This is a genomic window from Oscillatoria sp. FACHB-1407, assembly GCF_014697545.1.
In the GTDB taxonomy this organism is placed as follows: domain Bacteria; phylum Cyanobacteriota; class Cyanobacteriia; order Elainellales; family Elainellaceae; genus FACHB-1407.
Genome location: NZ_JACJSA010000001.1, coordinates 279,599 through 295,431 on the forward strand (window position 1 = coordinate 279,599; position 15,833 = coordinate 295,431).

A 15,833-nucleotide genomic window follows, 5' to 3' on the forward strand; every position below is an offset into this window, starting at 1 on the left:
CAGTGCCGCGTCACAGTTAAAAGTTAGGGTAGTGCGAGCATCTTGCTCACACCGACAATCCTAAAAATAAGGTGTGACCCTGCACTAGGGAATAATTCGGTTGCTCAATACTCGACCTCGCCACGTCCATCCCCAACCTGTTTCTGCCTTGATGACAGAAGCGATCGCCATTATCCCCACCAGTAGTCCACCAATACTCTGCAACCACCAATAATTAGGGGAGCAATGCAACGCTCGGCTCGCCTGCTGTCGCAGGTAGTATTGCAATCCCAGTGCGGGTAGAACCAATCCCATTGACACCCCATCCACACGGCTCCAGCCTGCCACCAATCCTTTGATCAGCAAAACCCCTAACCCCAGCCAGGGCATCGTGTAAAGACTGAACATGAGAACAAACAGGAGGAACATCAACCCGGCATTTCGCCAGGCTCCCACATACAAAACTTTTGTCCAACCTTCCCAGAGCGTTGCCCAGGAGGTGTACATGCGTAAGCTAGCGAGGTTGGCAACTAACCGATATTGCAAGGTTAATTGATGGTGTTTGATGGCACGCGCTAACGCCACATCCTCAGCAACTTCCGAGGCAACGGCTCGGTGCCCACCCACCTGATCATAGGCAGAACGACGAAATAGCATAAAGGGTCCGGCGGCATAGGCTGTTTCCTGTTTGGGGTCCCGGACGGCAGGTTGATTGAAGGAAATGACCATGCTGATGAAAATCAATGGCTGCACTAACCACTCGATCAATGATCCGCAAACAACCTGGGGAATGCCATTGAGTAAGTCAATATGCTCAGTCTGAGCAAGTTTCACCGCTGCGGCGATCGCCCCCGGTTTCAACCGCACATCGGCATCAATAAACAGCAGAAATTCTCCCCTTGCTTTCTCGGCTCCCTGGGTGCATGCCCAGTTTTTACCCGTCCAGCGTTCTCCTTTAGGGCGCGGCAATCCAGACAACAGATGCAGACGGGGGTCCTGGTAGTGCTGTTGCAGAACTTTCAGGATTGCCCAGGTGTCATCGGTAGATTGGTCATCCACAACCCAAACTTCCAGGTATTGCTGCGATAGAGCAGTATTATCAAGAACCGACGTAATACAGGCTTGAATATTGGTGGCTTCGTTATAAGCCGGAACAACCACTGAGACAAGGGGAGTTACTCTCAAGGATTGCTCATCAACTGTGGGGTCTACTCCTGGCTGTAGTTGCGTAATAGCAACAATGGCAGCTCGAAACTGGGCAACATAAGCTGCCAGACTAATGAGGGAGGAACAAAGCAAGAGAGCTAAAAACAACGGTTACTGTTCAATAACTCTATGCCTGAATAATTGCAGGTTCAATGAAAAATTGAAATACTATTTCCATGTAGTTTTTCATACATCTTGCCGTTACAGAAGAGTGGCAAGTTTCAGAACAAGTTGTAAAGCGAGTTGTAAGTATGGTTGCCCAGCAGGATCTTGGCAGCAGTTTCAACGGTCAGGATGCATCTCCAAACGAAGTTTTTATCTCCTATTCTCGGCGTGATAGAGAATTCGTTATTAAACTTGACAATGCCTTGCGTCAAACTGGACGTGCCTCCTGGATTGATTGGTCTGATATTCAGCCTGCTGAGGATTGGTGGAAGGCGATCGAACGCGGCATTGAATCTGCCAGTAACTTTGTGTTTATTATCAGCCCAGATTCGATCACATCCAAAGTCTGTCGACAAGAGTTGGAATACGGGCTTGAGCACAACAAACGCCTGGTGCCACTGCTATGGCGAGAAGGCTTCAACATGGATGATGTCCATCCTGCCATTTCCCGCCACAACTGGATTTTTTTCCGGGAAACAGATGACTTTGAGCAGGCGTTTAGCACTCTGCTTACTGCCCTTGACACCGATTTAGACTACGCTCGCAACCATACTCGGTTGCTGGTACGAGCTAAGGAGTGGCAACGCAAATTAGCAGACAGCAGCTTTCTATTGCGGGGAACTGACCTCCTGGAAGCGGAACAATGGCTAGAAACAAGTAACACCAAACAACCCAAGCCCACTGAGTTACACCGCAGCTACGTTCACGCTAGTCGGAAGGATGAACTGGAACGGCAGGAGGTTGAACTGCGGTTACGTCGCATGTCACCTCAACAATATCGCAACCGTCAAACCCTGCTAAATAAGGTTCGCAATTACTGGATTAAGGAGGTTTTGGAGAACTCCCTACAAGACCGGGTGCTGATGGAACTGGGGTTAGAGGAACGGATGGATGACGTTATCCCACCCTGGTACATCCCGACAGCTAATCCCGATTCAGCTCCAAAGCCACTTCCAGAGGGGACAAGGGTAACAACCCTGTTTGATCAACTGGGCGAGGGGCGAACGCTGCTGATTTTGGGTGAACCTGGAGCCGGAAAAACCACCACGCTGCTGAACCTGGCACAGGATCTGGTGACGCGGGCTGAACAGGGTATTGACGACCGCATTCCAATTGTATTTAACCTCTCCTCCTGGCTGGGCGGCAATCAAACCATCAGGGATTGGCTGGTGAGTGAGTTGAGCACAAAATATCAGATCCCTTCTGCCATCGGGCAGACCTGGATTGAGGAGCAGTATCTGCTGTTGTTGCTGGACGGGCTAGATGAGGTCAAGACGGAAAACCAGAATGCTTGTGTGATTGCTTTGAACCAGTTTCAGCAGCAGTATGGGGCTGAAATGGTGGTTTGCTGTCGAGTGCAAGACTACGAAAGCTTGAAGCATCGCCTTAACTTTCAGCAAGCGGTTCTGGTGCGATCGCTCACCCCAGAACAGATTCACCATTATCTGGAGAGTGGCGGATCTGAGCTAGATGCCTTAAAAACCTTGCTGGCTCAAGACAAGGTGCTGCAAGAACTGGCTCAATCACCCTTGATGCTAAATATCATGGCACTGGTCTATCGGGGAACGGCGATCGCCAATCTACCCAGCCTTGATCTAGAAGCCCAGCGACATCATCTATTTAATGCCTTCATTGAACGCACGCTGAGACGACGAGGAGTGGGCGATCGCTACTCCAGAACCCAGGTTATCCACTACCTCACCTGGTTGGCTCAACGCATGGTGCAGGAATCCCGCAGTGTATTTCTGATCGAAGATTTGCAACCTACCTGGCTACCCAATGCATGGGTACAACGCATGTACCAGATGATGGCGATGGGGCTAGTGAGTTTAATCTGTGGTATATCGATGGGATTGCTCAGCAAAATTTCAAACTACGCAATTGAAATTGACTTAGGGATCAGTATAGGGATAATAGCTGGTCCCATCGCAGGCATCGCCACAAGCTTGCTCCCAACGCTTCAGTCTAACTGGTCCTTTGGCATTATGGCAGGTTTGGTATCCGGCTTGGTCTTTGGGCTAACTGGGCAGGTATTTCACAGCGACCAACCCTTAAATATGGGAATTTTTGGTCTCATTTGTGGGCTAGTCCTGCTCCGGTTGAATCCTCCACACATTGAGCCAGCTGATACGGTTCAATGGTCCTGGGCAAAAGGCAAACAGAAATTCATCGTCGGACTATTATGGGGGCTGACGATTGGCGGAACCCTACTGATCATGCGCTGGCGATTACTGCCACCTGACCTTTTGGATAACCTATGTAATCGTTCACCTGAATCCTTGAGCCGATGGGCAGGAAGTGTTCTAATCAACTTTTTGTGTCAGGAAAATAGAACAGTCACTCTGAACATGTTATTGGGCTTATTAGCATTGGGAGTTTTTGTTGGCTTAAATGTTGGTTTAGCCCTGGGATTTAGAAAAATTCCAGAAATCGAAAGCAGAACGATTCCCAATCATGGAATTTGGAAATCAGTCAGAAACACCGTCAAGCTTATAGGTATTTGTGGTCCCATTGCAGCACTCATTAGTGTCTTATTCTGGTTGATCTATGCCTCATTTCCAAGTAGTTACCCTGGCTCTCCCGATGCCATTACCTCCGAAGTGATCTGGTGGTTTCACTATGGTAAGCAATTAGTTCCAGATGGGTTAATGCTTGGGCTGAGTGTAGGAGTCTTACTTGGCTTAGTTGGAGGGTTGGTTGGAGGAGAGAATTCTGGAATCGTTATTGTTCAGCACTTTGTGCTGCGGTACCTACTGTGGAAGACACGGTGTACTCCCTGGAACTACGCCCACTTTCTCAACTATGCCGCTGACCGTATTTTGTTGAAAAAGGTTGGTGGTGGCTATATCTTTATTCACCGATTGCTCCTGGAACATTTCGCTCAATTGAAGTCACGTAATTTAGTGCGTCGCCCTAAAGAAATGGAGACTTTAGAGTGAATCTTTGGTACCTATATAAATCTCTAAAAACTGGCTTTAATGAGTTTCAACATTTAGTTTGAGATAAAGGTTCTGCCGCATTCACCCTCATGAATCGGTTTGAAATTTATTTTGCGCATACTGTATACACATGGTATATATTTCTTAACAATCGATTTAAAGAGGTTTCAAGAAGTGTTTTTGTCCGTTTAAACACTTGCCAACGGAAATTAATCAACATAAAATTCTCTTCATAGATTTTTATGAGAATCAGGGGCTTTATGTTGAACTGTTTGAATCCTCATCGTAGGAAAACTCATTCACGACTCAGCAAATTTCGCTTAACTGTGTCACTGACCGCCGTTTCCTGTGTGCTTCTAGGCGTTGCGTCTCCAGCACAAGCAGGCAACATAACAAATATTTCTCCCCAAATATTTCAGTGCATGCGGAGAAACACCGAGGGCAGCGACTCTCTAGGCAATCGTGGATTTATTGTCTATCCTAATTCCAATAGTGGCACGATTACTGTGTGGGCAAGAACTATTTTTGGTAATATCTCAGCAGGGAGCGTGAACTTTTCTTACAATCCCAGTTCAATGACTTTAAGTATTTCTAACCCACAAGGTGCTGGTGGTCCACAAGTAGAATCTGGCATGAGAGTTACAGCAGAAAGGTGTAGGCGAGGGGAACTCCGCTGAGGTTTCACTTCATCAACCTGGCACTTTGCATCAAAATAGGGAGATATAGGGACTGTGCTGTCTGTGACGTGCAGAGTTCCTATCCTCTTTATACCAACTCAAACAAATCGTCCCCCCGTCCCATCGAATATGACTACGGCTATAGCGACTGAGAGAACTTATGTATACGCTGTAGTCCTATGCCAGTTCTAAAACCTCAGCGTTGAGAGTCGATTCATCCTGAGTACTGTGGCTTCCACTAGCATCTGAGTGCAGCGCAACCGGACAGACCTGCACCGCACAGGCTTTGAGTTCCGGTTCTAAGGAATCAGGGCACGCTTGGGGATGAGTCAGGTTGTTGATCTCAGCATCGTCTGCCCACAAGCTGCCCCAATGCATCGGCGCAAACACTGTTCCAGGGGCGATCGCCTTGGTTACCTTCGCTGGAAATCGAGCCATCCCCCGACGCGATCGCACTTCGACCAAATCTCCGTCAACGATGCCCTGTTTTGCCGCATCACGGGGATGAATTTCAAGAAAAGGAGCCGGATGCATTTGGCGCAGTTTCTCGATGCGTCCAGTACGGCTCTGGGTGTGCCAGTGCCCATACAGACGACCGTTTGTAAACACGAGGGGATAGTCGGGGTTGGGGGGTTCTGCCAATCCGCGTGAGTGATAAGCCCCAAAGCGAGCCCGTCCGTCGGGGGTATGAAAGCGGCGATCGCTATACAACCGCTTAGAAGAGAGAAGATCGAAAACCGAAGATCGAATCGTCTGGCTCTCTTTTTCTATTCTTTCTTCTCTCTTCTCTCTTCTCTCTTCTCTTTTCTCTCTTCTTTCTTCTTTTGGATTGCTCCACTGCAACGGTCCTTCGGTGCTCAATCGCTCGTGGCTAAACTGGCTGTGGTCACAGGGGCGATCGCAAGTGAGTTGGGCGAATTCGGCATAGACTTCTGCGGAGTTTTGGAAGGCAAATTGCGCCTCAAAGCCTAAGCGTCGTCCCACTTCGGCAAAGATTTCCCAATCGGGACGAGCTTCACCGGGGGGAGTGCGAAAGGTAGGGCAATAGGTGACGACTCGCTCGGAGTTGGTCATGCAACCTGCTTTTTCGCTCCACTGGGCAGCCGGTAACAGGATGTGGGCGTAGGCACTGGTTTCGGTGGGATAGTAGGCATCCTGATAGACGGTCAGGGGCGATCGCCGCAAGGCAGATTTGGTGCGTTCTAAATCGGGGAGGCTGACGACGGGATTGGTAGCGGCAATCCAGACAAACTCAACATCACCTGTTTCCAGTCCAGTGATAATCTCCCAGGTGCTACGACCGGGATGGGGAGAAATGCGTCCGGGAGGCAGATTCCAGTATTGCTCGACTTCAGCGCGATGGTCAGAATTTTTGACAGAACGATAGCCCGGAAGCAGATGAGATAATCCTCCAGCTTCGCGTCCGCCCATGGCATTGGGTTGCCCCGTGAGGGAAAAAGGACCACTCCCCGGTTTGCCAATCATGCCCGTCATCAGGTGCAGATTGATGATCGTGCGAACTTTCGCTGTTCCTTCGGTGGATTGGTTCACGCCCATCGACCAGAGAGAAAGGACGCGATCGCTCTCCGCCCAATAGCGGGCGGCGATTTCCAAATCTTCTACTGAGATACCACACCGCCATGCAACGACTTCTGGAGAGTAATGCTGCACCACATCGGCGTACTCTGCAAAACCTGTGGTGTGATTCTCAATAAAAGCTTGATCCAACTTGCCCCACTGCACCAGCAGGTAAGCAATGCCATTCAACAAATCGATATCAGTGCCGGGACGAATCGCCAAATGCAAATCAGCCACTTCAGCGGTGGAAGTGCGACGGGGATCAACCACCACAAGCTTGACGTGAGCATTTTGTTTGTGGTGTTTGCGAAGTCGATTGAATACGATCGGATGGCACTCTGCCGTATTCGTGCCAATCAGAAAGGCGCAATCTGTTTGCTCCAAATCGTCATAACAACACGGTGGACCATCTGCCCCAAAGCTTTGCACATAACCTGACACCGCAGATGACATACAGAGCCGCGAATTGGCATCAAAGTTATTCGTGCCCAAACAGCCCTTCATCAGCTTTTGAGCGATGTAGTAATCCTCCGTTTGAAACTGCCCAGAGCCATACATACACAGGGCATCGGCTCCACTCGTCGCGCGAACTCGTTGGATATGACGCACAATGCGATCGAGGGCTTGATCCCAACTGACTCGCTGAAAGGGGTGATCCAACGATTCGCGCATCATGGGATAGAGCAATCGGTCTTTTTCCAACGGCTCAATGACAGTTGCACCCTTGACGCATACCATGCCCTGGCTGGATGGATGAGCGCGATCGCCCCTGACTTTCCAGGTAGGGGCTTGATCGGATTGGCTGGCGTTTTGAACCCGTACAACTTCTAATCCACAGCCAACCCCACAGTAGGGACAGAGCGTTTTGATGCAGTCAGACACGGTAGAAAGGATAAATGATGAAGGATTAAGGATAAAACACGAAGAAAGAGAAGAAGGAACAGATAGTGAAGGATTAAGGATGAAACACGAAGAAAGAGAAGAAGGAACAGATAGTGAAGGATAAAAAATTAAAGTAAGTACAAGACAAGAAAGAATGACAGACGAAAAAGACAAAAGTAGAAACCAACACAGTCAAGGAAAGAAGAAGGAAAACTACTTTCCTCTTTGCTTTTATCCTTTAGCCTTCATCCTTTAGCCTTTCCTCACTTACTCGTCATCGTGAGCAAAACGACGATAGAGGAAGTCGAGGGCATAGTTCCGCAGTTCATAGAAGCGGGGATCATCCATGATGCGGGCGCGATCGCGGGGACGCGCAAAGGGAATATTGAGGACTTCGCCAATGTGAGCAGAAGGACCGTTAGTCATCATTACGAGGCGATCGGCGAGGAAAAGAGCTTCGTCGATGTCGTGGGTGATCATCAAAACGGTGGTTTTGTGATCCGTCCAGATTTTCAACAGTTCTTCCTGAAGTTCTTCGCGAGTGATGGCATCCAACGCCCCAAAGGGTTCATCTAGAATCAACATTTTGGGACGAATTGCCAGGGCACGAGCGATCGCCACCCGTTGTTTCATGCCACCTGAAAGCTGACTGGGGCGTTTGTTTGCCGCTTCGGTCAAACCCACCATTGCCAAATGTTCATTGGCGATCGCCACTCTCTCGGCTTTGGATTTGTCTTTGTATGCCGCTTTGACAGCCAAATAGACGTTTTCAAATGCTGTCTTCCAGGGCAAGAGAGAATAGTTTTGAAACACCACCATGCGATCGGGACCCGGTTGGCTGACAGGTTCCGACTCCAGCAACACTTCGCCATCGGTAGGTTTGAGGAAACCCGCCACCATATTAAGCAGGGTAGACTTGCCACAGCCAGAGTGACCGATTAAACAGACAAATTCTCCAGCTTGAATGGTGAGGTTGACTCCCTCCAACACTGGATAACCCCCATTGGCGGTGGGATAAACTTTTGAGACATTTTTGATCTCTAGCAAAGGACTTGAGGGAACCTCAGATGAAGCGATCTTCGCTTGAGTTTGGTTGAGAGTCTGCATAACAGTTGAAGTTGGAGTAAGGAGTTTTCAGTGGGGAATAGGAAGTGAGAGTGAGCAGTGGAGTGGGATATAGGAACACAGCATTCGGCAAAGAGCTTTTACGATTAGCTGGGAAACAAATCTCGAACGCTGCACAGGAACCTCTCCCTGCCTCCATCCCCTCTCCTTACAGGAGAGGGGATGGAGGTGAGGTTAAGCCGCACCAACGACAGAATCGATCACAATTTCCTCGATCCGTACCTCGCGTTTGATAGATAAGTTGTTGAGATATTGGATTGGTTCATCGGGATTAAACACGGTGCCGTCAAACAGTTGAATTGGAGTGCGATCGCGTCCAGTATCAGGCAATCCCAAACCGCGTGCTGCCTCACCGAATACATCTACGCGACGAATGCGCTCGACAATCTCGACCCAGTTGCGCGGGAAGGGCACTAACCCCCAACGCGCCATTTGGGTCATCACCCAGAGCATCTCCGCTCCGTTGGGAGCGTTGGCTTGGTTGACATAGAACTGGTTAAAGGAGAGCAGTTGTTTTGGCTCTGCCTCGGTGCCTTGGTGGTAGGGATCGATGAAGCCCCAGCGAGTATATTCCGGACTGGAACCAACATATTGAGGTTGACACAATAATTCCAGCACTTCCTCTCGATTGCGGCGATCGTCGCAATACTCACAGGCTTCTAACAACGCTCTGACCAATGCGATATGAGTTTGGGGATATTGATTTGCCCAGTCTTCTCGCACACCCAAAAGCTTCTCGCAATGTCCTGCCCAGATGTCGAGACTGGTTGCCATGACATAACCAATCCCTTCGTGTACCGCGTGAGCATTCCAGGGTTCCCCTGCACAATAACCATCGATATTCCCAGCTTTCAGGTTGGACACCATCTGCGCCGGAGGAATCACCGTCAGACTGACATCTTGATCGGGATCAATACCACCTGCGGCTAACCAATAGCGCAACAGCAGGTTGTGCATCGAGGTTTTGTGAACGACACCAAGGGTGTGAACTTTGTCAGGGGTTTGATCAATCATCGCCTTAAAGTCAGGCAGCGATCGCACACCCTGTTCATACAAATGCTTGTTAAAGGTGATGGCGTTACCGTTGCGAGACAGAGTCAGTGCCGTGACAATGGGCAGCGGAGCCATGCCATTCATCCCCAGGGTGAGTGCCAGTGGCATTCCTGTCACCATCTGAGCCGCATCCAATCGGCCAGAGGTCATGCCCTGAGCGATCGCCTTCCAACCGGGTTCCCGGCTCAGTGTGACTTCTTCTAACCCATGCTTCTGGAAGAAGCCTTTTTCTTTCGCCACAACCAACGGCGCACAGTCGGTCAATGGAATAAAGCCAATTTCTAAGTTGACCTTTTCTAAACCATGACGAGCGATCGCCACATTCTGCTTGGTCTTGCGCTGTTTAGCTCGCTTCTGCTGATTCAGGAAGTAAAGAATCTCACCTCGTAAGGCGTAGTAATTGGGATGGTTGACCACATCTAATCGGTGGCGCGGACGGGGAAAGGGAATTTCTAAAATCTGCCCAATGTGCGCTTCAGGTCCATTGGTCATCATCACAACGCGATCGGACAACAGCAACGCTTCATCCACGTCGTGCGTCACCATAATGCACGTCACCTGGCTCTCTTCACAAATTGCCATCAACTTTTCTTGCAGATTGCCACGAGTCAGCGCATCCAGCGCACCAAACGGTTCGTCTAACAGCAATACTTTGGGACGAGTTGCCAACCCACGGGCGATCGCCACCCGCTGCTTCATTCCACCCGACAATTGCCCCGGATACTTGTCTGCTGCCGGACGCAGTCCCACCAAGTCGATATGATGCTCAACCACGTCCTGACGTTCGGCTTTGGGTGCTCTGGTCATAACTCGATTGACTGCCAGAGCAATGTTTTGACGCACCGTTAACCAGGGTAAAAGAGAGTAATTCTGAAACACCACCATGCGATCGGGTCCAGGTTGCGTCACCTGCCGACCCTCTAACACAACCCCACCCTGTGTCGGCTTATCCAAGCCCGCCACAATGTTGAGCAGTGTTGATTTACCACATCCAGAGTGTCCGATCAGAGAGACAAACTCACCCTTTTGAATTTTCAGATTGATGTTTTTGAGTGCAATGTAAGTACCGCCACCTGGAAGCGAAAAGGTGCGATCGACGTGATCTACTTCAACAAAGACAGCCATAGGAGGAAAGGATGAAGGATAAATGATGAAAGAAAAGAGAAAAGAGTGAAGACCAAAGGCTGAAGAATAAACTTTTCAGATGAAAGAAAAGAATGAAAGATAATCTCAAGGTTTTATCCTTTATCCTTCAGCCTTTATCCTTTTTTCTATTTCTGTTCCTGTGGTACGACCAATGTCGATACCCAACCCACTAAGCGATCGAGTAGAAACCCAACGATACCGATGTAGAGCAGAGCAACGATGATGTCACTAATGCGCGAGCTATTCCAGGCATCCCAGATAAAGAAACCGATACCTACACCACCCGTCAACATCTCAGCTGCAACGATCGCCAACCATGACAACCCAACCCCAATTCGCAGTCCTGTGAAAATGTAAGGCACGGTTGCAGGAATCAGGATCGTCAGGAAATACTCCGGCTTGGATAGACGTAACACTTTTGCCACGTTGTTGTAGTCCTGTGGAATTTGTCGTACCCCTTCAGCCGTGTTGATAATGATGGGCCACACAGCCGTAATGAAGATGACGAAGATAGCCGAGGGTTGAGTTTGTTGAAACGCAGCCAGGGAAAGTGGTAACCAGGCTAATGGAGGCACAGTCCGCAATACCTGAAAAATGGGGTCAAGTGCTTCATGCATAAAGCGACTGGTGCCCATCAAAATTCCTAATCCAATACCAACTATGGTGGCTAGCGTGAAGCCTATACCAACCCGTCCTAAACTTGCCCAAATCTGTAGGAGCAATCCTTTGTCGGTACCACCGTTGTCATACAGGGGATTCACGATCAATTCCCAGGTATCTTGAATGGTTTGGGCTGGGCTGGGCAGACTGATCACACCAGCGGTGGTCAACGCTTGCCAGATAACTAAAAAGATGGCGATCGCCACAATCGGCGGAATCAGTTTCCTCACGGTTTTGCCAACCCAGGGCATCAACGATTGAGGATTGAAGCGGCGATCGCTCCGGCTTAATTGTGCAGTCATGATGCAAAAACTCCTATCTCAGATGCTCGATTGGGTGGCGTAGTTAGAAATGAGTGAGATTTACTTACGGTTCTCAGTTCCAGTCTTTGACCGGGAATGTCGTGGGGCGGCTCTGCCGCTTTATCGAGAGGCAGAGCCTATCAGAGCTGTTTCCAGACTGAGCCTGAGAAAAACTCAATAAAAGAGGTTAGATTTTCTTGATCTTGAGGCTGTCCAAATAAGCCTGAGGATTTTCAGGATCAAAGGTGACGCCATCAAAGAAGGTTTCTACACCACGAGAGGTGCTTGCAGGAATGGCTGCTTCTTGTCCGATCGCCTTCGCTGCTTCACGCCACAAGTCTTCTCGGTTCACTTTATCGACCAGGGCTTGAGCATCAGTATCAGCAGGGAAGTAACCCCAGCGCATATCTTCGGTTACAAACCAAAGGTCATGGCTCTTATAGGGGTAAGATGCGTTGTCGTTCCAGAACTTCATCACGTAAGGTACGCCTTCTTCAACTCGACCATCGCCGAAGTCATACTTGCCACTTGTGCGATCTTGAATGTCAGCCGCAGGTACCCCAAACCAGGCTCGCTTCGATACGATCTCAACCATCTCTTCTTTATTTTCTTCGCACCAAACCTGGGCTTCCAGCACCGCCTTTAAGAGTGCCATAGCGGCTTTAGGATGTTGGTCAACCCAATCGGCTCGCAGGGCGAACGCCTTCTCTGGGTGGTCTTTCCAGAGTTGTCCCGTGGTCAGTGCAGAGTAGCCAATATTTTGGTTGATCAATTGAGCATTCCAGGGTTCACCCACACAGAAGGCATCCATCGTGCCCGTCTTCATGTTGGCGACCATTTGAGGTGGGGGTACAACAATCGTGGAAACGTCACTATCCGGATTAATGCCACCCGCCGCTAACCAGTAGCGCATCCACAGGTCATGGGTTCCTCCAGGAAACGTTACGGCAAACTTCATTTGATTGCCCGCTGACTTGGCTGCATCAATCTTCGACCGCAGCGTAGAGCTATCCATCTGAACACCCAAATCTTTATGAGCATTCGCAACCGAAATCGCCTGTCCATTGGTATTTAAGCGTGCCAGGACATACATGGGCACTTTTTTGCCATCGGTGACGATCCCTTCGGTAATCAGGTAGGGCATTGGGGAGAGGATGTGTGCCCCATCGATACCACCTCCTGCCGAACCCAATACGATGTTGTCGCGGGTGGTTCCCCAGGACGCTTGCTTCACCACTTCAACATCGGGCATTCCATACTTCTCAAAGAAACCCTTTTCTTTCGCAATGATCAAGGGAGCCGAATCGGTGAGGGCAATAAATCCCAGAGTCGCTTTGGTCACTTCAGGCGCATCAGCTGACGCCACGGGAGCAGGAGACGCCGCATCAGAACCAGAGGATGCACTGTCAGAAGGACTGCTACATCCATGCATAAACAGCGTACCTGCTGCGGTTGCGCCTGCGGTGATGATAAATTGACGACGAGAAAATTTAGCCATAGTAACGACCTACAAATGTTGGGTAAAAGTTGAATAATTGAGCAATTGAAGGAACAAAATTTGCAGGGGCGAGGCACTTGATAGAGAAGTAGTTAAGTTGTACAGTTCCTCTATCAAATGCTTTGCCCTTGTGGATTTGCGTCATGTTGTCAGAGACACAGATTCCTCCTTAAGTCGTCCATTGAAATGTTGAATCAACAGATCACGCAGCACAGGTTTTAACTCGTCACAAGGTACTGCCTTCATGGCACAGGTGCCCAACACCGCCTCTTTGCCGACTTTACCCCCCATATAAATATCGACGGCTTCGACAGTTTGCCCGTTTTTTCGGGTTTTGGTGCCCATGAGACCAATATCAGCGACCTGAGGCTGTCCACACGAGTTGGGGCATCCAGTCCAGTGAATCCGGACAGGGCGGGGACATTGGACTTCTTTTTCCAATTCTTGAATTAGAGCGATCGCCCGATTCTTGGTTTCAATCAAAGCAAAGTTGCAGAACTGAGCACCCGTACAGGACACCAACGCCCGACTCAAATTATCGGGATCAGTTGAAAACCGCTGTACCAAAGGCTCTTTGAGCATGGGAGCAATGCGAGAGTCAGGCACATTGGGAATAATAATGTTTTGCTCAACAGTGAGCCGCAATTCACCACTGCCATAGACTTCTGCCATTCGCGCCAAGTCAAACATATCCTGAGCGTAAAGGCGGCCAACGGGAACATGTAACCCGACATAGTTTAATCCGGGTTGCTTTTGCGCGTGGATACCAATGTGATCCCGCTTATCCCACACAATCTCATCTTTTGGTGCAGCGGATTGTAGCGGATGACCCAATTGCTGCTCTACAGCAGTTCGGAACTGGTCAATGCCCCACTCGTCAATCAACCACATGAGGCGAGCTTTCTGCCGATTGGCTCGCAATCCGTGATTGCGATAGACCAGCAGAATTGCCTCACACAATGCCACCACATCACGGGGATGCACCCAGGCATTGAGGGGAATCGCCGCTTCACAGCGTTTGGCAGAGAAGAAGCCTCCCACCAACACGTTGAAGCCTAAGATGCCATCTTTAAAGGCAGGGACAAACGCCACATCGTTGATCTCTGCGTGAACGGAGTTATCGCGACATCCGGCGATCGCAATGTTGAACTTGCGCGGCAGATTTGTAAACGATGGGTTGCCCTCACCATTGTTGGTGATCATGTCCTGCACTTTGCGGATGATGCCACGAGTGTCGAGCAACTCATCAGCATCGATTCCTGCAACGGGAGAACCTGTGATATTGCGCACGTTGTCCATGCCCGACTGGATGCTGGTCAGTCCGGCTTGCTCAAACTTAGAGAAGATGGTGGGAATATCTTCGAGCCGAATGCCGCGCAATTGAATATTTTGACGAGTGGTAATGTCAGCACTGCCCTCTTCGCCATACCGTTGCACGACTTCTCCCAGTACGCGCATTTGACCGCTGGTGAGAATACCACTGGGCATTCGCATCCGTAACATAAACTTGCCGGGAGTGACGGGACGAAAGAAAATGCCCATCCATTTCAGGCGATGGTCGCGATCGGTTTCATCCATCGCTTCCCAACCCATCTGAGCAAAGGTTTCCAGGTCGCCTTTGATGGCTAAACCATCCTTCTCAGCTTTAAACTTTTCAAATTTGTTAAGACTTGATGACGTGGGCAGGGTGCTAGTCATAAACTATCCTCAAGCGGACTCAACCATGAGCCGCCACAACGCTGTACTTGAATTGAGTCCGAAACTTCTACACTGAGCGATTACGACAGCAACTTGCCTTTTTGTAACAGTTGCTTTCGTAGCGATCGCCCTTTCATGTTGCTTACGTTAAGCGGTTGAACAAGTCAAATTCGTATATTCCGTCACAAAATCATATCGATTATGCAATTTGCGCATTACTCCTATGCGGCTATTGCATTTTTAGGGCAAGTTTGGCGCAATCGAAGGGCGTTTAGCGCAAGGTAGAACGTGATTTTTTGTCTAAAACGAACCATTTCCCTAACACAGTCATTGCCAAAATCCTTTTGGACAGTAGCTTTGGGGTTTTGCAAGGGGCAGGATTTGAATAATATCCACTCACACAGGTGCAAGCTTGACCAGCCAAATGCCATGTCTCTACAGTCCAACAACGATCGATGCCATCCCAATTGAAGTCAAAAAATTTTTGGGAAGAATTGTGGTATTTCAAGCAATCACGATGTAGCTGAGTGCGTTGATTAAATCGATATCTAAGTACAACTCGTCGTAAATAAGGGTGGAATTTGGGGTGCAGGGGTGGAACCCCTGGCTGGGGGCGCAGCCTCCACACCCCCCCCTGGTTTTATTTCCAACCCCTATCCATGAATAGCAGTCCTAAGGACACGGAATTATCTTGCACAATCATGACCCAGAATGACGGGACAAGATGCAGCAGAAGTCAAGCTTTTTTGCATCTTGAAATCTGTAATTTTTCAATGTGATTTGATCTACCCATTTGGGAATCAAATCTGAATTACAAATTTAAGTTGTGAGATGACTAATTTAAACCATCCGTCATTTCAAACAGCACACCGATTTGTTATGTCAAGATCCTATTTGATCAGCCCAACATTTGAGCCGTTCATTG

At 49.2% G+C, this 15,833-nt stretch carries 9 protein-coding genes; 2 read left to right on the forward strand and 7 right to left on the reverse strand.

Annotation, left to right across the window (positions count from 1 at the left end; translation table 11 throughout):
* Positions 1–84 precede the first annotated feature (84 nt).
* A complete protein-coding gene (locus H6G89_RS01200) occupies positions 85–1,278 on the reverse strand; it encodes a glycosyltransferase family 2 protein (protein ID WP_199336452.1) in 1,194 nt (397 codons plus the stop codon).
* A 158-nt stretch (positions 1,279–1,436) separates the two neighbouring features.
* Here H6G89_RS01200 and H6G89_RS01205 point away from each other — a divergent pair, with 158 nt between their 5' ends.
* Complete coding sequence (locus H6G89_RS01205) at positions 1,437–4,289, forward strand: TIR domain-containing protein (RefSeq protein ID WP_190503344.1); 2,853 nt, start codon at positions 1,437–1,439, stop codon at positions 4,287–4,289.
* Between the two features lie 854 nt (positions 4,290–5,143).
* Here H6G89_RS01205 and H6G89_RS01210 read toward each other — a convergent pair.
* Positions 5,144–7,426: a molybdopterin oxidoreductase family protein gene (locus tag H6G89_RS01210; RefSeq protein ID WP_190503346.1), complete on the reverse strand. Its 2,283-nt coding sequence runs from the start codon at positions 7,424–7,426 to the stop codon at positions 5,144–5,146.
* Between H6G89_RS01210 and H6G89_RS34805 the strand changes: the two genes are divergently transcribed.
* A complete protein-coding gene (locus H6G89_RS34805) occupies positions 7,413–7,550 on the forward strand; it encodes a hypothetical protein (RefSeq protein ID WP_190503348.1) in 138 nt (45 codons plus the stop codon). The genes H6G89_RS01210 and H6G89_RS34805 overlap by 14 nt on opposite strands.
* A 143-nt stretch (positions 7,551–7,693) precedes the next feature.
* On the opposite strand, the gene H6G89_RS01220 is transcribed toward H6G89_RS34805, so the two are convergent.
* The 5 genes from H6G89_RS01220 to H6G89_RS01240 all read right to left on the reverse strand — a co-directional run bounded on the left by H6G89_RS01220 (position 7,694) and on the right by H6G89_RS01240 (position 14,908).
* Complete coding sequence (locus H6G89_RS01220; protein WP_190503350.1) at positions 7,694–8,533, reverse strand: ABC transporter ATP-binding protein; 840 nt, start codon at positions 8,531–8,533, stop codon at positions 7,694–7,696.
* A gap of 192 nt (positions 8,534–8,725) precedes the next feature.
* On the reverse strand, positions 8,726–10,729 hold the full coding sequence (locus H6G89_RS01225; RefSeq protein ID WP_190503352.1) for a nitrate ABC transporter ATP-binding protein: 2,004 nt from the start codon (positions 10,727–10,729) through the stop codon (positions 8,726–8,728).
* Positions 10,730–10,875: 146 nt separating this feature from the next.
* A complete protein-coding gene (gene ntrB, locus H6G89_RS01230) occupies positions 10,876–11,712 on the reverse strand; it encodes a nitrate ABC transporter permease (RefSeq protein ID WP_190503354.1) in 837 nt (278 codons plus the stop codon).
* A 187-nt stretch (positions 11,713–11,899) separates the two neighbouring features.
* Positions 11,900–13,210: a CmpA/NrtA family ABC transporter substrate-binding protein gene (locus H6G89_RS01235; RefSeq protein ID WP_190503356.1), complete on the reverse strand. Its 1,311-nt coding sequence runs from the start codon at positions 13,208–13,210 to the stop codon at positions 11,900–11,902.
* 141 nt (positions 13,211–13,351) lie between these two features.
* Positions 13,352–14,908, reverse strand: coding sequence for a ferredoxin--nitrite reductase (locus tag H6G89_RS01240; protein WP_190503358.1), 1,557 nt, complete (start codon positions 14,906–14,908; stop codon positions 13,352–13,354).
* Between the last annotated feature and the right edge of the window lie 925 nt (positions 14,909–15,833).